This window comes from Janthinobacterium sp. P210006, from assembly GCF_036231885.1.
In the GTDB taxonomy this organism is placed as follows: domain Bacteria; phylum Pseudomonadota; class Gammaproteobacteria; order Burkholderiales; family Burkholderiaceae_D; genus Janthinobacterium; species Janthinobacterium violaceinigrum.
Genome location: NZ_JAZARD010000001.1, coordinates 1,480,245 through 1,498,826, shown reverse-complemented (window position 1 = coordinate 1,498,826; position 18,582 = coordinate 1,480,245). Strand labels below are relative to the sequence as shown.

Below are 18,582 nucleotides of genomic sequence, written 5' to 3'. Positions count from 1 at the left end.
GGACTATGCGCATTTTTTCTTGCAACAACTCTTTGCTTGAACTTTTCACTTGAACTCTACACTTAGCTACTTGCCCGGCGCGCTGGCCGGCTTGAAGGCCCACCAGCGGCTGCCCGCAAAATTCCAGACCAGCCCGATGCCCGTGGCCAGCACCTGCGCCAGCCAGTAATACCAGCCCAGCTGGTGTACCAGCAGCCACATCAGCCCCGTATTGATGCACCAGCCTATGCCCAGCAAGGTGAAATACTTGCTGGCCGCCTCGCCATGTCCCTTGTCGCTCTTGAACGTGAAAAAGTAATTGAGGATGTAGTTGACGACGGAACCCATGATGTAGCCGATGCCGGAAGCGGCCGCGGCGCTGATGCCCGCCCATTCCACGCCGCCCCACAGCACGCTGTATTGCACGGCCGTGCCGGAAGCGCCGACGGCGGCGAAACGTAGAAATTGGTGATGCAGGGAATGGGACATTGTCAATTTTCAAATGAGACGAAAGCAATCGCCGGGATCGGGCCAGAATAAAAAATGGCTACGATTGCTCGTAACCATTTTTCAGCCTGCATTTTACTGCAAGTTGCGCCTAACGTTCATATTCGCCGCCGCTCCGGCACTCAAGCCTTGCGCTGACGGCGCCGGCGCAGCCCCACGAACAGCGCGATCAGCAGCAGCACGCCCACTGCGCCAGCAGGCAATATAAACGGTTGCATGCGGGCCAGCACGGGCTTGACGCCGCCGCTGCGCGCCTGCGCCACGTAGGCGGGCGTGACGGACACGTCCGGGTTGCCATACTGCTTCAGCACGTAGTTGGCGATCGAGGCGATCTGCTCGTCCGTCAAGGGCTGCACGTACGAGCGCTGGTCGAAACGGGGCATGAACGCTTCGTGCTCCTCCCCGTCGACCTTGCGCTCGACGCCGAACAGGATGGCCGAGACCAGGTTGGCCGGCGTGGCGCCGCCCGTCGCCGTGTTGTGGAACAGGGCGGGATACGCCTGGCCCGTGCTGCCCGCGCCGCTGGCCGAATGGCAGCTGGCGCAATAGCCGGAAAACAGCACGGCGCCGCTGTTGAGCGAATGGTGCTCGGTGGAGCCGGCCATGCCGCGCAGCACCGCTTCTTCGCTGGCGGCGCTGCCATGGCTGAAGGCGGACTTGGTCTGCCCCGGCGCGCGCACGGGCGGCACCGTGCGCAGCCACGCGACGATGGCGGCCACGTCGTCGTCGCGCAGGAATTGCAGGCTGTTCTGGATGGCTTCGGCCATGCCGCCCGCCGCCTGCCCCTTGCCTTCCACGTGGCCCGTCTTCAGGTAGGCCGTGATTTCCGCATCCGTCCACGCGCCGATGCCGCTGACCTTGTCGGACGTGATATTCGGCGCGTGCCAGGAACCCAGCGACGCGCCTGCCAGGGTCTGGCTGCCGATTTCCGCCATCAGCATGTTGCGCGGCGTGTGGCAGGCGCTGCAGTGCGCCAGGCCCTCGGCCAGGTAGGCGCCCCGGTTGATCTGCGCGCTTTTCGTTGGGTCCGGCACGTAGCGTTTGTTGTCCAGGAACAAGGTATTCCAGCCCAGCATGGATAGGCGCACATTGAACGGGAATGGCAGGGCCGTCTGGCGCGCCGGCTCGTCGACGGGCTTAACGGCCTGCATGAAGTAGTAATACAGGTCGCCCACGTCCGCATCCGTCAACTGCGCATAGCTGGTGTAGGGCATGGCCGGATACAGGTGGCTGCCATCGGCGCGCACGCCCTCGCGCAAGGCGCGCGCAAAGTCCGCTTCCGTGTAATGGCCGATGCCGCCCTTCTTAGATGGCGTGATGTTGGTCGCATAGATCGTGCCCAAGGGTGAATCGATGGCGTAACCGCCCGCATACGGTTTGCCGCCCGCTGCCGTATGGCACGCCATGCAGTCGGCCGCGATGGCCAGGTAGCGGCCCCGTTCCAGGCGCGCATCGGGGCTGGCCGGGGCCGGTGCGGCGGGACGGTCCGGCGTCAGGGTGACGGGCGGAACCGCCGCCACCGCATGCGCGGCCAGCGGCAAGCCTGCGGCCAGCGCCAGACTCAGTAACAAACGGCGCATCATGCTGCCTCCCTTGCCAGGGTACGGGTGATGTCGTCGGCCGCGCGCAAACCGAGCGCGGCCATGCTGAGGGTTGTGTTGACCACGCTGGCCGACGGCATGGCGCCGCCGCCGGGCAGCCACAGATTGGCGTGATCGTGCGCGCGGCAATTGCCGTCGACCACGGAGTCAAGACGGTTACTGCCCATGATGACGCCGCCCATGATGTGGTTATTCGCGTTCAGGCTGTCGGTGATATGGAATTCCACGGCGCCGAAGAGCTTGCCGATGTGTTCGAGCTGCGCATGCGCGGCCTTTGCACCATTGCGCACGTAGTCGCCCACGTCGTAGTAGATGTCGGGGCAGGCCAGGCCCAGCGGGTCCTTGCGCGTCTTGCTCAATGTCAAGCGGTTGTGCGCTTCGGGCAAGGGTTCCAGGCTGATCGACAGGTCCACGCCAAACGCGGCGCGGCGGCGGATTTCATCGTCGAGGTCCTTGCCCACCAGGCCCAGCTTGAGCGACTGCTGGGTGGCGGGACCCACGCGCGTGATGTTGTTCAGGATCATCTTGTTGGCCGAATACTGCGCGCGGAAAGCGCCGTCGCGCGGCCCCACCAGGCAGCTGCTCTGCGCCGGGCCTCGGCCCGTCCAGATGGGCTCGTTGGCCAGGAAAGTACAGTGGAAACCGGAATGGTCCATCATGTTGCGGCCCACCTGGTCGGAACTGTTGGCGATGCCGTTCGGATTGTTCTGATTGGCCGCCAGCAGCAGCAAGCGGGGCGTTTCGATGCCGTTGCAGGCAATCACGAAAGCCTTGCCCGTCGCCATGTGCGATTGTTTCTTGGCGTCATACCAGTGCACGGCCGTCACACGGTTGTTCTGGTCCGTATCGATGCGGTAGACGACGGCTTCGGCCAGCACGCCAGCGCCTTTCAGCTCGGCCCGCTCCACGTGGTGGATGCCGTTGTACATGGCACCGATGGGGCAGATAGGCTGGCAATTATTATTGCCGCAGCACGTGGGACGCCCCTGCCAGGGGCGCGTCGAGCGGCCCTGCGGGATGGGCACGGAACGGTAGCCGTGCGGGTTGACCACTTCGGCGAAGCGCTTGTCGCCATAGCCCCAGGGCACCATGTCCATCGGATACGGCGCGCTGCGCTCGCTGGGCGATTGCAGGGCGGGATCGTTGGGACCGGCCACGCCCATTTCCTGTTCGGCGCGGCAATAGTACGGTTCCAGCTCATCGTAGGAAATGGCCCAGTCGCGCCCTACCCCGTAATCGCTCTTCATGCGCATGTCGGTGGGCAAGTGGCGCCAGCACGACGCGGCCCAGTGCCAGGTGGTGCCGCCTACCGTGCGCAGATAGCCCTGCTGGAAACTGCTGCCGCTGGGGCCGGACAATTCCACATAGTTATTCTTTGGAAAATACAGGGGCGCGGGCGCGTTGTCCGCCTGCGGATACAGGCCCTGGAAGTCGGAACCGACGCGGTTCTCGAACGGCATGTTGCGCCAGTTTTCCACGGCTTGTCCCCGCTCGATGCGCAAGCCCGCTTCCAGCATGATCACGGAATGGCCCTGCGCAGCCAGCTGGTCGGCCATCATGGCGCCCACGACGCCGGTACCCACGATGACGACATCGGCGACGACGTCGCCATTACTCTTGAATTGCGGTGATTTCATTTTGCTTGCTTGCCTTTCGGTTCGGGAGTGCCGGTAGTGGCCGGGGCGGGCACGGGTTTCGGCGCCACGGGCGCGGAGACGCGCACGGCCGGCGGCGCTTTCAGCCACCACAGGGGGCCGTAGTTGCAATAGGTCGGCACGACCTGGCCATCGGCCACCGTGCGGTACATCAACGCTTCCGCATACGCGACGACGATGGATTTCGTGCCCTGCGCCCCGTTGCCGGCGACGGTGCCCGTGTACCAGGCGGCCACGATGGCCAGCACCAGCTCGCGCAGCCCAGGATCGGCGGCAGTGGCGGCGGCCAGCAGCGCCTTGGCTTCCTGGCCCGTGACGAGCAGCGCGCCCAGCTGCGGCAAGCGCTCGGCAAAGCCGGGCACGTTCGTGCGCATGGCTTGCTCGATGCGGGCCGCCGTGTCGGCGGACAGATCGCGGTGGCCCGTGATCGTTTGCGACACCGTGTAGAACAGCATGGTGGCAGGCGCCGGTCCGCTGGCAGGAACGCTGGCCGGCGCCTGCATGGCGGCCGACAGGGGATTGCTCCAGAAGCCGGCCTGCGCCAGCAAGGCGGCCAGGCCGATCAGGGCGTGGCGGCGGCTGATGCGGGGAAGAGAGGGAGATGCTGCAGGTGCTACAGATGGTTCGCTGCCTGGATGGTTCATGACGAGACTCCCGCAAGACTTATTGTTTTGTTGACTTGGATGGTTGCGTTAAATCGCATTTGAGCAAATGCAATTCGTCTCGTCATTATCCTACATAAATAAATTGTTTGCCAATGTAGTATTACTACTAGGAATCGCCTTGCCTATTCCGGCATTGATTCCCCATTTGCGCGCAGGCGAAATCCCAGTCCCGGCTGCCCGCCCAGGCGGTAATGGAAACCGAGCACGCTGCCGCCAGCCAGGGTGGGCTTGCCCGGCAACGGCAGGGGCAGGTTCAGGCTGCACTCATGGTCGCCCAGGACGATGTCGCCATGCACGCGGATGCGCGTCAGCAGGCGCGGCGCCTGTTCCAGCACATCGGGCAGGCGGATGCTGGCGGCCGGCAAGCTGTCGCCCTCTTCGTCCTGCCAGGCGCGCAAGGCGTCCGCATCGAGGGCAAACACGCGCCCCCAGTCCGTACACGGCTCGCCGGGGTTGCGCCGGTCCAGGCCCAGGTGGACCGTGACGGCCGCCGGCAACAGCGCCGCCGACGGCGCTTGCGCGTGCAGGTTGCGCAGGATGGCCACCTGCGGCTCCTTGCCCAGCGCCGTATTCATGGTTTCGCTGACGATCACGTCCGGCATGGCGCCGGCAGGAATGCGGTAGGCGGCCGCGTCGGCGCAAATGTAGTCCGCCACATGGCCCTCCAGGCCCAGGATTGCAATCAGTTCGCGCGCATAGGCCAGGGTTTCGGCGTGCACGTCGAGGATGGCAAACTGCACCTGGCTGGCACCGGGCACCGCCATCACCGGCAAGGCCAGCAAGGCAAACGGCCCGCAACCCGCATACAGCACGCGCACGGGCCGCCCGCTATCCGGCTGCTGGCGCATGGCCAAGGCCAGCCCCTGGATGAAAGCGGCGCTGCGGTACGGTTCACGCGCGCACATGCCCGCCTGCCCATCCATGGACAGGCGCGAATGCCGCTCGACGAGCTGGCGCAGGCGCACCGTTTCGCCCACCAGGCTTGCCAGGGAGCGCTGCGGATCGCACAGGGCGGCAGCGATGGCGGCCAGTTCCGCCTGTGCCGGCGTCATGCGCAGCCCCGCTGGGAGACGATGGTGCAGACAGGATGCATGTCGATCTTTCTTGAAATGATTGCAAGCTTGCTTAAAAATTGGCAGCATAGCAAATAAGTAAATGCCTGTGGCCATCGTTGGCATATCCACCAATCCACCATGAAGCGGAGCATCGATGCACTCTCTGACCTTAGTCCTCCTTGACACGCTGCCCGCCCCCTATCGCTTGCGGCTGCAGCACGAGGAAGACGAGGCCTTCGCCGCAGTGCTGTACGGCGCCACGCGCGATGACCTGCGCCAGATGCCAGCCGAGCCTGCCTTTATCGAACAATTGATCGCCATGCAACGGCGCATGCAGTCGCACGGCTACCGGCAGAGCTTTCCGCAAGCAGCCTACCTGGTGTTGCAACAAGACAACATCTCCATCGGCAGGCTCGTCATCGAGCGGCGCGACGCGGTGCTGCACCTGGTCGATATTGCCGTGCTGCCCGAGGCGCGGGGCCAGGGCGCAGCCAGCATCGTGCTGCGCAGCCTGCAGGCGCTGGCCGAAGCGCAGCAACTGGCGATCCACCTGAGCGTCAACCGCAACAACGGGGGCGCGCGCAAGCTGTATCTGCGGCTGGGATTTCAAGTACAGGGGGAAAACGAGGTGCAGGAGCATCTGGTGTGGGGCGCGACGCCATGCCGCTGATCAAGACGCCCAGCACCTGGCTGCGCTTGCCGCTGGCATTCGACGTGGCGCGCATGCAGCACGACTGCAGCCAGTTCGCGGCAAGCGACTGGATCAGCCACTTCAACACGGGCGCCTATGACAGCGGCTGGAGCTGCGTGCCGCTGCGCTCGCCCGGCGGCGACGCCGGCCACATCGTGCCCGTCGACGGCGCGCGCTACGCGGATACGCCGCAACTGGGGCGCTGCCCCTACCTGCGCGAAGTGCTCGCCCGTTTCGAGTGCGACACGCGCGCCGTGCGCCTGATGGCGCTCGAGCCGGGCGCCATCATCCGCGCGCACCGCGACGCGGGCACGGCGCTGGCCGACGGCTTGACGCGCATCCACATTCCCATCCACACGTCGCCGCAGGTGCTGTTCAGCATCGATGGCGAGACCGTGCATTTTACGGCCGGGCACGCCTGGTACATGGATGCCAGCTGCCTGCACGCCGTGCACAACCGGGGCATGACGCCGCGCATCCACCTCGTGCTTGACTGCATCACCAACGGCTGGCTGGAAGCGCTGTTCGCTGCCGCCGGTTTCGTGCCGAAGCCGCTGCCCAAGTACGGCGACGCCAACATCCATGACGGCAATGTGCATGCCATCATTGCGCAGCTGCGCGCCGCCCCGACGCCGGCCTCGCTGGCGCTGGCCAGCGAATTGGCGGCATTGGCCCCGGGAACGGCCCCATGACGGCCGTGTACGGCCTAGCCCAGCAGGAACAATATCTGGCCAAGGGCGAAACGCTGGCATGGCATGCCGGCATGGCGATGCGCCACTGGTTTCCCGTGTCCGCCGAACGCGACGCGCAAACGGGCGGCGTCTCCGTCTGCTGGCGCCACCTGGGACAGCAGCGCTTCACGGACGCGTTCTTTGTCAACACCCTCCAGTGCCAGCAGCCCGGCGAGCGCCGCGTCTGCCGCACACCCGCCACGGCGCTGGCCAGTGTCGGCGACAGCCTGGCGCCCGACGCCTTCATCTTTCACGTGTCGCGCTGCGGCTCGACCCTGCTGACGCAACTGCTGGCCTCGCTACCACAATGCATCGTCATGTCCGAGCCGCCCATCATCGACTCACTGCTGCGCCTGCATCACGACAGCGGCGACACGGCCGCCAGCGTCACCCTGCTGCGCCAGGCCATCCTGGCCCTAGGCCAGCGCCGCTCCGGCGAGGAAACGCACTTTGTCATCAAGTTCGACTGCTGGCACATCCACAGCCTGGACCTGCTGCGGCAAGCCTTTCCCCGCACGCCCTGCCTGTTCCTGTACCGCGAACCGCTGGCCGTGCTGACCTCGCACCAGCGCCAGCGCGGTCCGCAGATGGTGCCCGGCATGCTGCACCCGGCACAGCTGCCGCTGCCCGCACACCAGCTGGCGCCCGGCGACCTCGACGGCTACACGGGCCTGGTGCTGGCCAGCCTGTTCGACGCCGCCCGGCCCCATGCGGCGGTCGGCCAGTTGCAGTTAATGCACTACAGGCAATTGCCTGACGTCCTGTTCAGCGACTTGCTGCCCCGCCTCGGCATCGCTCCCGCAGCCGGGCAGCTGCAAACGATGCGCGCGCGCGGCGGCCTGCATGCGAAATACGGCACGGCCTTCCACGGCGATCCCCCGGCACCCGCAACGGATGGCCTTGCAGCCATCGCCGCGCGGGTCCAGCCCGGCTTTCAAGCCCTGGAAGCGCTGCGGCTGCGCATGGGCCAGGACGGCTGCGCGAACCCATGACTTTTTATACGGCCAGCTATCTGGCGAGGAGGTTTTTCGACGTACCCGAGGAGACCATGCCGGGCGGATGAGCCTGGCGTGCCACTGCAGCTGTTCCCATGCGGCGCGTCATGCGCCAGTGCAACCAACCTGAAACTGATCATCAGACCATGATAAAAAAAATGACATACGCAGTTTTCCTTGCCGCCCTGATTCCCTTCTACGGATGCCAGGCGCAAGCGATGCCGGAAGCGAAACCCGCCGCCACGGAAGTCACCACCACCCTGACGCCTGACATTGGCGGCATCAAGCAGGTTCTGGAAATCAAGACCGACGACGCGAGCAAACCCGTCCTCCTGTTCCTGTCCGGCGGCCCGGGAAGCTCCATGATCAAGGGCGCGGACTCCTTTACCAATGCCTTGAAAAACAGATTCACGCTGGTCCAGTGGGACCAGCGCGATGCTGGGAAAACATTGAAACTGAATCCATCCCCCGTCCAGCCGTCCGTCGCGCAGATGGAGCAGGATACGTACGAAGTCATACAATTCCTGCGCAAGGAATTCAAGCAGGAAAAAATATACTTGCTGGGCAGCTCCTGGGGCAACGTCCTGGGCTTTTATATCGTCAGGAATCACCCGGAACTGCTGCATGCCTATTTCGCCTCCAATCCTGTCGTGAGCCAGCTGGAAAGCGAGAAAGAATTGCTGCAAGCCTTGAAAGTGCATTTCAAGGACAATGCCGTCGCCAGCCAGGAACTGGGCAGCATCAGCTTCCCGTTCACGAGTGACGAAAGCATGTTTTATTTACGGAAATGGCTTTTTTACAAGGATGGCAAGGAATTTGCCACGAGTCCCGCTTTCAAGACGGGCTTTCTTCAATGGTCACAAACCTGGTCGCCGGTGTGGAACGAGGTCATGAAGATAGACCTGCCCAGGACCTTGCAGAGCGTTGACTGCCCCGTGTATTTCTTCGTAGGCAAGAACGATATCCAGACCTCGACCAGGATCACGCAAGAGTATTTCGAGACATTGAAAGCGCCAAAGAAGGGGCTGTTCTTGTTTGACCATTCCGGCCATCAAATTCACCAGGATGAGCCTGCAAAGTTTCAGGAAGCCATCATCAAGACCCTGGATACGACGGCCAAGTCCTGACGCAACGCCCCGTCACCGGGCGCCGTTTCCGGCAGCCGGCACGCTGGCCGGCGCAGTGCCGGCCTCGTCGCCGGCCATGCCGGCCGCGGCCTGGCGGATCAGCGACGCCACCGCATGGGCTTGCGAAATATAAATGGCATGGCTGCCGGCAACTTCGACCACCTTCGCACCCGCGCGTGCGGCCATCTCGCGCTGCATCGCCGGGGCAATCATCCTGTCTTCGGTGGCGACCAGATACCAGCTGGGCTTGTTCCTCCACGCTGGCGCGCCGACCACGCCCGTCAAGGCAGCCATCCCCCAGGGCACTTGCGATGCCGCCATGAAGCGGGCGTGGTCCCGGGGCACATCGGCCGCAAAGGCCACCGCAAACTTTTTCTCGTCGAGCAACAGGAAGCCATCCCGTGGCGGCAGGATCGGCGGCACCGGTGCGCCGGGCGGGGCATGCTTCAGCAAGGAATCGACGGATTCGCCTTGATCCGGGACGAACGCCGCAATGTAGACCAGCGCCTTGACCTTGGGATCGTTGCCCGCCTGCGTGACCACGGCGCCGCCATACGAATGGCCGACCAGCAGCACGGGCCCGGGCGCCGCCGCGATGACCCGCTGCGTCGCGGCCACGTCGTCCGCCAGCGACAGCGTTGGATTTTGCACAATGGCAACGTGACAGCCTTCGTCACGCAGTGCCCGATAGACGCCTTCCCAGCCGGACCCGTCGACAAAGCCGCCATGCACGAGCACGATCGTTGCCGACCCAGCATTTGTAATGTCATCCATGCCAGCCTCCCCAGGAAGTTGCAATGCGGGCGATGGCAACATGCCCGCGCCCCGTTCCTTAAGCTTAGTGCCGGATGCCTGGCGCGCCGTGCGATGGATCAAGCGTCGGCGCACCAAAGGTAGCCGGCGCCAGCAAACGGGACCCTGAAACGCAAAAAGCCCAACAGGTGAAGGCTGGGCTTTTTGCTGCTACGTATTCTGGCTCCCCGACCTGGACTCGAACCAGGGACCTGCGGATTAACAGTCCGTCGCTCTACCAACTGAGCTATCAGGGAAAAGAGGCCGCATTCTATAGGGTAAATTTTCCGATGTCCAGATGTCCCCCGAAAAATGTGTATTTTCCTGGGTTCACGATGCCGGCCGACCGTCAGCCGGGATGCTCTTGCGGATAGTAGTCAAAGACCAGCACACGGCCCAGCCATGGCTTGAGCTGCTCGACAAAGGCCAGGTGGGCCGCATGGGTCAGGTACACGTCGCGCGCGGCAGCGTCGTTGAAGGTCAGGGTGAAGCAATCGGTAAAGCCGTCGTCGAGGCCTTCCGGACTGACGTTCGGCCCCCATTCGAATTGCTGCACGCCAGGAATCCGGTGTTTCAGCTGGGAAAACTCATAAACGAGTTCGGCATGCTTGGCAGGCGTGATGCCCTCAAGGAAGTCGCACAGGACGATGTGACGCAAGGCAGAGGTACAAGTCATGGGAAGGGCTCCTGAAGTGATGCATTCAGGATAGCGCAAAACGCGATAACGCACCGGCAGGCCCTGCTGGCGGCGCTGGAAAACAAAAAAGGCCATGTTTTTCAACATGGCCTTTCGAATTCTGGCTCCCCGACCTGGACTCGAACCAGGGACCTGCGGATTAACAGTCCGTCGCTCTACCAACTGAGCTATCAGGGAAAAGAGGCCGTATTATATAGGGCAAGCATGCGGATGTCTAGATTCCCATAGGGAAATTCTTATCTTGCCGCCATGCTTGCGCCAGCGGCGCAAAAACAAAAAAGGCCACGTTTTTCAACGTGGCCTTTCGAATTCTGGCTCCCCGACCTGGACTCGAACCAGGGACCTGCGGATTAACAGTCCGTCGCTCTACCAACTGAGCTATCAGGGAAAAGAGGCAATATTATATGTTGCTTATTCCATATTTGCAAGACTCAAACTGCATCTCGCCGCATACGGCCATCAGCGACTTTCTACTGCCATCAGCGCCGCACTTGCATGCAGCGCCGAAGAAGCAAGATCTTAAAGCACTTTGGCGATCGCGTCAATAACGATGTCGATATTGCGCGAATTCAATGCTGCCACGCAGATACGGCCCGTGTCGACGGCGTAGATCGACTGCTCGCGCAAGGACGCCACCTGCTCCTTGGTGAGACCGGAGTACGAGAACATGCCGATTTGCTGGCGCACGAATTCGAAATCGTGGCCTGGCGCCTTGGCTTTCAGTTTTTCCACGAAGGCATTGCGCATTTCGCGGATGCGCACGCGCATGCCGGCCAGTTCCTCTTCCCACAGCTGGCGCAGTTCCGGCGTGGCCAGCACGGTGGCGACCACCTTGCCGCCATGCGTAGGCGGGTTCGAGTAGTTGGTGCGCACGACGCGCTTCAGTTGCGACAGCAGGCGTGCCGCTTCATCGGCGCTGGCAGCGACGACGCTCAGGGCACCCACGCGCTCGCCGTACAGCGAGAACGATTTCGAGAACGAGTTCGACACCAGCAGCGGGCCGCCCGCGTCGGCAAAGCGGCGCACCACGGCGCCGTCTTCGGCGATGCCGTTGGCAAAGCCTTGATACGCCATGTCCAGGAACGGCACCAGGCCGCGCGACGTCACCACGCTGATGATCTGGTCCCACTGGGCTACGCTCAGGTCGGCGCCCGTCGGGTTGTGGCAGCAGGCGTGCAGCACGACGATGGAGCCGGCCGGCATGGCGTTCAGGCTGGCCAGCATGCCGTCGAAGTTCACGCCATGGGTAACGGCATCGTAGTAAGTGTAGTTATTCACGACGAAACCGGCGTTTTCGAACAGCGCGCGGTGGTTTTCCCAGCTAGGATCGCTGATGTAGACTTGGGCGCCCGGCGCAAAGCGCTGCAGGAAGTCGGCACCAATCTTCAACGCACCCGTGCCGCCGATGGCTTGCACGGTAATGGCGCGGCGCTCTTGAATTACGGCGCTGTCGGCGCCAAATACGAGTTCTTGCACGGCCTTGTCGTAGGCGGCGAGGCCTTCGATCGGCAGGTAGGTGCGTGGGGCTGCCTGTTCGATCAGGATGGCTTCTGCCTTGCGTACGCAAGCTAACAGAGGCACCTTGCCGTTGTCGTCATAATAGACGCCGACGCCCAGATTGATTTTGGCGGGATTCTGGTCCGCGTTAAATGCTTCGGTGATGCCCAGGATCGGGTCGCGTGGGGCCATCTCGATGGCGCTAAACAGACTGGCAGAAACAGTTGGGTTCGTCATGATAAGATTGGATTCGATTGGAAGCAGGTTCACAGCGGAGTTGTAGACAGCGCCCCGAATACAACGCCAGGGCCGCCAGCAGAGCACTATTCTAACAAAGGTCTGATTCACATGCCCGAATTATCTACCGCCAGCGAGGCGGAAAGCGCAATTATCTCTTTCCCGGACTCCCCCTTCAAGCTGCACCAGCCCTTCCCTCCGGCCGGTGACCAGCCCACGGCGATCGCCCAGTTATCGGAGGGGATTGCCGATGGCCTGGCCTTCCAGACCCTGCTGGGCGTGACCGGTTCGGGCAAGACCTACACCATGGCCAACGTCATCGCGCGCATGGGCCGGCCCGCCATCGTCTTCGCCCCGAACAAGACCCTGGCCGCGCAGCTGTACAGCGAATTCCGCGACTTTTTCCCGCAGAACGCCGTCGAATACTTCGTCAGCTACTACGATTACTACCAGCCGGAAGCCTACGTGCCCCAGCGCGACCTGTTCATCGAAAAGGATTCGTCGATCAACGAGCACATCGAGCAGATGCGTTTGTCGTGCACCAAGTCGCTGATGGAGCGGCGCGACGTCATCATCGTCGCCACCGTTTCGGCCATCTACGGTATCGGTAACCCCAACGAATACCACCAGATGATTTTGACCCTGCGCGTCAAGGACCGGGTCGCCCAGCGCGACGTCATCGCGCGCCTGATCCAGATGCAGTACACGCGCAACGAGGTCGATTTCGGCCGCGGCACCTTCCGCGTGCGCGGCGACACCATCGACATCTTCCCCGCCGAGCATGCGGAACTGGCCGTGCGCCTGGAAATGTTCGACGACGAGATCGAATCGATCCAGCTGTTCGACCCGCTGACGGGCAGAGTGCGGCAAAAGATCCCCCGCTTCACCGTGTACCCGGGTTCGCACTACGTGACGCCCCGCTCCACCGTGCTGCGTGCCGTCGAGACCATCAAGGACGAGCTGCGCGAACGCCTCGAGTTCTTCCGCAAGGAGAATAAACTGATCGAAGAGCAGCGGCTGGAACAGCGCACGCGCTTCGACCTGGAAATGATGGCGGAAATCGGTTTCACCAAGGGCATCGAGAACTACTCGCGCCATTTGAGCGGCGCGCTGCCGGGCGAACCGCCGCCCACCCTGGTCGACTACCTGCCGCCCGACGCATTGATGTTCCTCGACGAGTCGCACGTGCTGACGGGCCAGTTGAGCGCCATGTACAACGGCGACCGCTCGCGCAAGACCAACCTGGTCGACTACGGCTTCCGCCTGCCGTCGGCGCTGGACAACCGCCCCTTGAAGTTCGAGGAATTCGAGCAGAAGATGCGCCAGACCGTGTTCGTTTCGGCCACCCCGGCCGAATACGAAAAGACCCATTCGGACCAGGTGGTCGAGCAGGTGGTGCGTCCCACGGGCCTGGTCGACCCGCAGATCATCGTGCGCCCGGCCAGCAGCCAGGTGGACGACCTGATGTCGGAAATCGTCGAACGCATCAAGAAGGACGAGCGCGTGCTGGTGACGACGCTCACCAAGCGCATGTCGGAGCAATTGACGGAATACCTGGGCGACCATGGCATCAAGGTGCGCTACCTGCACAGCGATATCGAAACGGTGGAACGCGTGGAAATCCTGCGCGACCTGCGCCTGGGCACCTTCGACGTGCTGGTTGGGATCAACCTGCTGCGCGAGGGCCTGGACTTGCCGGAAGTGTCGCTGGTGGCCATCCTCGACGCGGACAAGGAAGGCTTCTTGCGCTCGGAGCGCAGCCTGATCCAGACCATCGGCCGCGCCGCGCGTAACCTGAACGGCACGGCGATCCTGTACGGCGACCGCATCACGGACTCGATGCGCCGCGCCATCGACGAGACGGAACGCCGCCGCGCCAAGCAGATCGCCTTCAATACGGCCAACAACATCATCCCGATCGGCGTGAAGAAATCGATCCGCGAAATGATCGACGGCGTCTACAGCCCGCAGGAAGCGCGCGAAACCCTGCAGGTGGCGCAGGAAGCGGCGAAGTTCGAATCCATGAGCGAAAAGCAGGTCAGCAAGGAAATCAAGCGCCTGGAAAAACTGATGGTCGACCACGCCAAGAACCTGGAATTCGAAAAGGCGGCGCAGGTGCGCGACCAGCTGCACATCCTCAAGCAGCAGCTGTTCGGCGCGCCTGGCACGGACAACGTGGCGTCGATCCTGGGCAAATAAACCGCCAGCCGCGCCAAGGCCGTGCCGGGGTCCGCCTACGGCTCCGGCAGCGAATAGTCGATGTCGTAGAAATGCTGGCCATCGACGATGCGGATGGCCAGCGTGCCGCGGATGCCCGTCAATTGGCCCGTGCCCGAATGCGGCACGATCACGATGGACAGCGCCTGCTGGCCGTCGGCCATCGTGCCCGCATGCTGCGCCACGAAACTGCCCTCCCTGCCCTGCAGCGTGCCCGTGACGGCTTCCATGGCGACATAGCCGGCCGCGCCCCTGGTGTCGGTGACGGCATTGAGCATCTGGCCCGTGGCCGTGGCGACGAGGTCGCCCGCATACACCTTCTCAAGCAGCACCCTTCCCAGCGAACTGTGCCCCGCGCGCTGCGGCGCCGCGGCAGGCTGCATGGTGATGCTGAAACTTCCCGTGGCGTGCGCATGCATGCGATGATCTCCCCCTGCAAATGAAGCGGCGCCGGCTGGCGCCGCCGATAGACAAACCGCGGCCAGCACCAGGCCCGGCAAACTGCGTGATTTCATGATTCCCTTTCAATCGATGCGAGATGGCCAGCTTAGTCCCGCGCAGGAGACAGATATTGGATAAAGCCGACAGCACGCGCAATCTGCTCGCCGCGCGCGGACAGGCGCCGAAAGGCATCGTCGACCCGCGGGCGGCGGCGCGCCGCCTGCGCCTGGCGACCTATCCGCCGGCTGCCGCGCTGGCGCCCTTCGTCGAGTATTTCTGGCTGGTCGAATGGGACAGGCGGGGCTGCGCGCCCGAGACGCAGCGCGTGCTGCCCTACCCGAATGCCCACCTGGTGTTCGACCTTGGGCGCACCGCCATCCATGGCGTCGTGCGCGGCGCCTTCGACCGGCCCTTGACCGGCGCGGGCAAGGTGCTAGGCGTGCGCTTCACGCCGGGCGGCCTGCGCCCCTTCATCAGCCAGCCCCTGTCATCGTTCACCGGCACGACCCTCGCTGCCGACGCCCTGCTGGGCATGCCGGCAGGGGAGGCCGAGGCCCGCGTGTTAGGCCAGTCCGACGATCTGGCCATGGTGGCGCAGGCACAGGCACTGCTGCTGGCCAAGCTGCCGCCGGCCGATGATGCGGCCCTGCTGGCAGCCCGCCTGACTGCCGCGGCGGCGGCCCACCACGGCCCGGTCAATGTGGCGCAGCTATGCGACAGCATGGCCATCGGTGAACGCCGGCTGCAGCGCCTGTTCGCCAACTACGTGGGCGTGCCGCCGAAATGGGTGATCCAGCGCTACCGCCTGCAGGAAGCGATCTGGCGCCTGGCGCAGGCCGATGCGCCCGACCTGGCCAGCCTGGCCCAGGAGCTGGGCTTTTTCGACCAGGCCCATTTCAGCCGCAGTTTTGCGGAACTGGTGGGCAGCACGCCGCTCGACTATCGCCGTTCGCAGGCGACCGCCCCCGTCAAGGCGGCCTAGCCGGACAGCGGGGCCAATCACGTCCGAACATCCGCCGGGACGCACCTCCAAGAAAATTCTTTACTGCTTATATAAGCGCTGATATTATTTCCTCATGAAAAAATCTTCGCTGGGCACGCAGCTACGCCATTTGATCGAATTGCTCGACGGCGCCGTCAGCGCCGCCTATGAAGAGGCGGGCCTGCGCTACCGTCCCCGCTACACGCCCGTGATGCGCGTGCTGATGGCGCAGGACGCGGCCAGCATCGGCGCCATCGCCGCCGCCGCCGGCATCACGCAGCCGGCCGCCACGCAGACGGTGGCGCTGATGATCAAGGAAGGCCTGGTCTTCGCCTCTGCCGGCCCCGAAGACGGACGCCAGAAACTGATACAGCTGACGGAACAGGGACGCAGCATGCTGCCGGCCATCCAGCGCTGCTGGCAAGCGACGGCCGGCGCCGCCGCCAGCCTCGACGCCGACTTGCCGTATCCCCTGTCGCAGCTGCTGCAACAGGCCATCGCGGCGCTGGACAACCAACCGTTCGGCGCGCGCATCCGCGATGCCGCCGTGCGCGCCGAAGACGGCACCGAAAGCCGCAAGACCAGATAATCCCGCCCCACGTTGCTTTACTCACCTCCACAGGAGTCACAATGCACGGTAAAACGATCATCCGCAGTCTGCGCAACACCATCCTGGCACTCCCTCTCGCGGGCGCCATGCTGCTGGCAATGCCGGCCCATGGCCAGGGACAGCCTCCGCAAGCCGACATGCAGATCAGCAAGGAGCAGCGCCAGCAAGTCGTCGACCGGCTGATCGCGGAACTAAAGCTCGGCTATGTATTTCCGGAAAAAGCAAAGCAGCTCGAGCAAGCCTTGCACCGCTACCAGCGCAGCGCCGGCTATGCCGCCATCACCAGCGCAAACCAGTTGGCAGAGGAACTGACCACGCAAATACGACAGCAGACGGGCGACCTGCATCTGCGTGTCCGCTACAGCGAAAAAGACCTCCCCGTGCTGCCCCCCGGCGGCACGCCGTCGCCGCAAGTGATGGCGGAACAGGCGGCCAATATGCGCGGACGCAATTACGGCGTCGAGCGCGTCGAACGCCTGCCCTGCAATGTCGGCTACCTGAAGTTGAATGAGTTCGCGCCCGCCCAATACGCGGGCGAGACCTTGGCGGCGGCGATGACGATGATGTCCAACCTGGACGGCCTGATCATCGACCTGCGCGACAACGGCGGCGGTTCCCCGGAAACGGTGGCGCTGCTGGCCAGCTATGTGCTCGACGAGCGCACGCGCCTGAACGACAACTACTACCGCATCGACGACCTCACGGAGCAAAACTGGAGCACTACCTTCGTCGCCGGCAAGCCGTTTGGACAGCAGAAGCCGCTGTACATCCTGACCAGCAAGCGGACGTTTTCGGCAGCGGAAGACTTCAGCTACGCGATGAAAAACCTGAAGCGCGCCACCATCGTGGGCGAGACCACGGGCGGCGGCGCCCATCCGGGCCGCGTCGTGCGGCTGGATGCGCACTTCGGCGCCTTCGTGCCGACCGGGCGCTCCATCAGCCCCATCACCCACACCAACTGGGAAGGCGTGGGCGTGGCGCCCGATGTGGCGGCGGCGGCCAAGGATGCCTTGCGCGTGGCGCAAACGGCGCTGCTGAACGACTTGCTCAAGACGGCAAGCAGCGAGCAGCAAACGCAGCGCCTGAAGCAACGCCTGGACGCCATCGGCAAGGAATCCTAGCCCGCCTTGACGTCGTCGATATACGCGCGAATGATGCTGGCGAAATCTGCATCGGCCGTCAGGCCCAGCGCGTCGGCGCGGGCCGTGTCCCAGGCGCCGGGCCAGCTCTTGACGATGCGCTCGACGGCCGGATCGGGCGCGTAGCTGATGCGCTGCGCGGCTTCACTGCCGGCCACTGCCTCGAGGGCGGCAATCATCTCGCCCACGCTCACACTCAAGCCAGGCAAGTTCACCGTGCGGCTGGCGCCAAACGCTTCGCCCGCCAGTTCATGGCCGGCGATCAGCGAGGCGATGGCGCCGCGCGGCGACAGCAGCCACAGGCGCAGGTCGGTGGAGACCGGGCAGACGGCCGCTTCGCCATTCAGCGGTTCGCGGATGATGCCGCTGGCGAAGGACGACGCCGCCTTGTTCGGTTTGCCGGGGCGCACACTGATGGTGGGCAGGCGCAGCACGCGGCCATCGACAAAGCCGCGGCGGCTGTAATCGTTGAGCAGCAATTCGCCGATGGCCTTTTGCGCGCCGTACGACGACTGGGGATTCAAGGCCGTCGTATCGAGCACCACCTCGGGCAGCTTGCCGCCGTACACGGCTACGGAACTGGTAAACACGACCTTCGGCTTGTGCCCCAGTTCGCGGCAGATATCGAGCAGCAGGCGCGAGGCGTCGAGGTTGATGCGCATGCCCAGATCGAAATCGGCTTCAGCCTGGCCGCTGACGATGGCGGCCAGGTGGAAGATCGACGTCGTTTGCGCATCGACGGTGGCGCGCATCAGGGCGCCATCGGCGATGTCGCCCGTGACCACTTTCACGCGCGCATCGCCGAAGTCATGCGCGGCCACCACGTCGACCAGTACCAGCTCGCTGATGGTCTGCAACTGGCCGCTGCTGTCCGTCAGCCGGCCTTGCGCCAGCAGCTGGCGCGCCAGGCGCTGTCCCAGGAAACCGGCGCCGCCGGTGATCAATACTTTCATGTGCTGTCTCC

The 18,582-nt window shown here is 63.9% G+C and carries 18 protein-coding genes and 3 tRNA genes; 8 read left to right on the top strand and 13 right to left on the bottom strand.

Annotation, left to right across the window (positions count from 1 at the left end; all coding sequences use genetic code 11):
• Positions 1 to 66: 66 nt before the first annotated feature.
• The 5 genes from VPH41_RS06670 to VPH41_RS06650 form a co-directional block, all read right to left on the bottom strand.
• A complete protein-coding gene (locus tag VPH41_RS06670) occupies positions 67 to 468 on the bottom strand; it encodes a GtrA family protein (protein WP_287778753.1) in 402 nt (133 codons plus the stop codon).
• A 140-nt stretch (positions 469 to 608) separates the two neighbouring features.
• Positions 609 to 2,069, bottom strand: coding sequence for a c-type cytochrome (locus VPH41_RS06665; protein WP_328569365.1), 1,461 nt, complete (start codon positions 2,067 to 2,069; stop codon positions 609 to 611).
• A complete protein-coding gene (locus tag VPH41_RS06660) occupies positions 2,066 to 3,724 on the bottom strand; it encodes a GMC family oxidoreductase (protein ID WP_328569364.1) in 1,659 nt (552 codons plus the stop codon). Before VPH41_RS06660 ends, VPH41_RS06665 begins: the two co-directional genes overlap by 4 nt.
• Complete coding sequence (locus tag VPH41_RS06655) at positions 3,721 to 4,386, bottom strand: sugar dehydrogenase complex small subunit (protein ID WP_328569363.1); 666 nt, start codon at positions 4,384 to 4,386, stop codon at positions 3,721 to 3,723. The genes VPH41_RS06660 and VPH41_RS06655 overlap by 4 nt, the downstream gene beginning before the upstream one ends.
• A gap of 143 nt (positions 4,387 to 4,529) precedes the next feature.
• Positions 4,530 to 5,459 carry a hypothetical protein gene (locus VPH41_RS06650; protein WP_328569362.1) on the bottom strand — a complete coding sequence of 310 codons (930 nt, stop codon included), beginning with the start codon at positions 5,457 to 5,459 and terminating at the stop codon, positions 4,530 to 4,532.
• Positions 5,460 to 5,616: 157 nt separating this feature from the next.
• Between VPH41_RS06650 and VPH41_RS06645 the strand changes: the two genes are divergently transcribed.
• The 4 genes from VPH41_RS06645 (at position 5,617) to VPH41_RS06630 (ending at position 9,006) form a co-directional block, all read left to right on the top strand.
• Positions 5,617 to 6,132 (top strand): GNAT family N-acetyltransferase, encoded by a 516-nt coding sequence (locus tag VPH41_RS06645; protein WP_328569361.1) that lies wholly within the window; start codon positions 5,617 to 5,619, stop codon positions 6,130 to 6,132.
• Positions 6,108 to 6,845 carry an aspartyl/asparaginyl beta-hydroxylase domain-containing protein gene (locus VPH41_RS06640; RefSeq protein ID WP_328569360.1) on the top strand — a complete coding sequence of 246 codons (738 nt, stop codon included), beginning with the start codon at positions 6,108 to 6,110 and terminating at the stop codon, positions 6,843 to 6,845. The genes VPH41_RS06645 and VPH41_RS06640 overlap by 25 nt, the downstream gene beginning before the upstream one ends.
• On the top strand, positions 6,842 to 7,876 hold the full coding sequence (locus tag VPH41_RS06635) for a hypothetical protein (RefSeq protein ID WP_328569359.1): 1,035 nt from the start codon (positions 6,842 to 6,844) through the stop codon (positions 7,874 to 7,876). Before VPH41_RS06640 ends, VPH41_RS06635 begins: the two co-directional genes overlap by 4 nt.
• A gap of 98 nt (positions 7,877 to 7,974) precedes the next feature.
• Positions 7,975 to 9,006, top strand: coding sequence for an alpha/beta fold hydrolase (locus VPH41_RS06630; protein ID WP_328569358.1), 1,032 nt, complete (start codon positions 7,975 to 7,977; stop codon positions 9,004 to 9,006).
• A 12-nt stretch (positions 9,007 to 9,018) separates the two neighbouring features.
• On the opposite strand, the gene VPH41_RS06625 is transcribed toward VPH41_RS06630, so the two are convergent.
• The 6 genes from VPH41_RS06625 to VPH41_RS06600 form a co-directional block, all read right to left on the bottom strand.
• Positions 9,019 to 9,780, bottom strand: coding sequence for an alpha/beta hydrolase (locus VPH41_RS06625; protein ID WP_328569357.1), 762 nt, complete (start codon positions 9,778 to 9,780; stop codon positions 9,019 to 9,021).
• A 199-nt stretch (positions 9,781 to 9,979) separates the two neighbouring features.
• A tRNA-Asn gene (locus VPH41_RS06620) sits at positions 9,980 to 10,055 on the bottom strand.
• A gap of 92 nt (positions 10,056 to 10,147) precedes the next feature.
• Complete coding sequence (locus VPH41_RS06615) at positions 10,148 to 10,474, bottom strand: Dabb family protein (RefSeq protein ID WP_328569356.1); 327 nt, start codon at positions 10,472 to 10,474, stop codon at positions 10,148 to 10,150.
• 122 nt (positions 10,475 to 10,596) lie between these two features.
• A tRNA-Asn gene (locus VPH41_RS06610) sits at positions 10,597 to 10,672 on the bottom strand.
• A gap of 135 nt (positions 10,673 to 10,807) precedes the next feature.
• Positions 10,808 to 10,883, bottom strand: a tRNA-Asn gene (locus VPH41_RS06605).
• Between the two features lie 131 nt (positions 10,884 to 11,014).
• Positions 11,015 to 12,229 (bottom strand): amino acid aminotransferase, encoded by a 1,215-nt coding sequence (locus VPH41_RS06600; protein WP_328569355.1) that lies wholly within the window; start codon positions 12,227 to 12,229, stop codon positions 11,015 to 11,017.
• A gap of 111 nt (positions 12,230 to 12,340) precedes the next feature.
• Here VPH41_RS06600 and uvrB point away from each other — a divergent pair, with 111 nt between their 5' ends.
• Positions 12,341 to 14,428, top strand: a complete 2,088-nt coding sequence (gene uvrB / locus VPH41_RS06595) for an excinuclease ABC subunit UvrB (RefSeq protein ID WP_102296668.1) — start codon at positions 12,341 to 12,343, stop codon at positions 14,426 to 14,428.
• Between the two features lie 35 nt (positions 14,429 to 14,463).
• Here uvrB and VPH41_RS06590 read toward each other — a convergent pair whose 3' ends face one another.
• Complete coding sequence (locus VPH41_RS06590) at positions 14,464 to 14,961, bottom strand: DUF3224 domain-containing protein (protein ID WP_328569354.1); 498 nt, start codon at positions 14,959 to 14,961, stop codon at positions 14,464 to 14,466.
• Positions 14,962 to 15,017: 56 nt separating this feature from the next.
• Between VPH41_RS06590 and VPH41_RS06585 the strand changes: the two genes are divergently transcribed.
• The 3 genes from VPH41_RS06585 (at position 15,018) to VPH41_RS06575 (ending at position 17,600) form a co-directional block, all read left to right on the top strand.
• Positions 15,018 to 15,869, top strand: coding sequence for an AraC family transcriptional regulator (locus VPH41_RS06585; RefSeq protein WP_328569353.1), 852 nt, complete (start codon positions 15,018 to 15,020; stop codon positions 15,867 to 15,869).
• A gap of 94 nt (positions 15,870 to 15,963) precedes the next feature.
• Positions 15,964 to 16,458 carry a MarR family transcriptional regulator gene (locus VPH41_RS06580; protein ID WP_328569352.1) on the top strand — a complete coding sequence of 165 codons (495 nt, stop codon included), beginning with the start codon at positions 15,964 to 15,966 and terminating at the stop codon, positions 16,456 to 16,458.
• A 41-nt stretch (positions 16,459 to 16,499) separates the two neighbouring features.
• Complete coding sequence (locus VPH41_RS06575) at positions 16,500 to 17,600, top strand: S41 family peptidase (RefSeq protein ID WP_328569351.1); 1,101 nt, start codon at positions 16,500 to 16,502, stop codon at positions 17,598 to 17,600.
• Here VPH41_RS06575 and denD read toward each other — a convergent pair.
• Positions 17,597 to 18,571 carry a D-erythronate dehydrogenase gene (denD, locus tag VPH41_RS06570; protein ID WP_328569350.1) on the bottom strand — a complete coding sequence of 325 codons (975 nt, stop codon included), beginning with the start codon at positions 18,569 to 18,571 and terminating at the stop codon, positions 17,597 to 17,599. The genes VPH41_RS06575 and denD overlap by 4 nt on opposite strands.
• Positions 18,572 to 18,582: the final 11 nt, after the last annotated feature.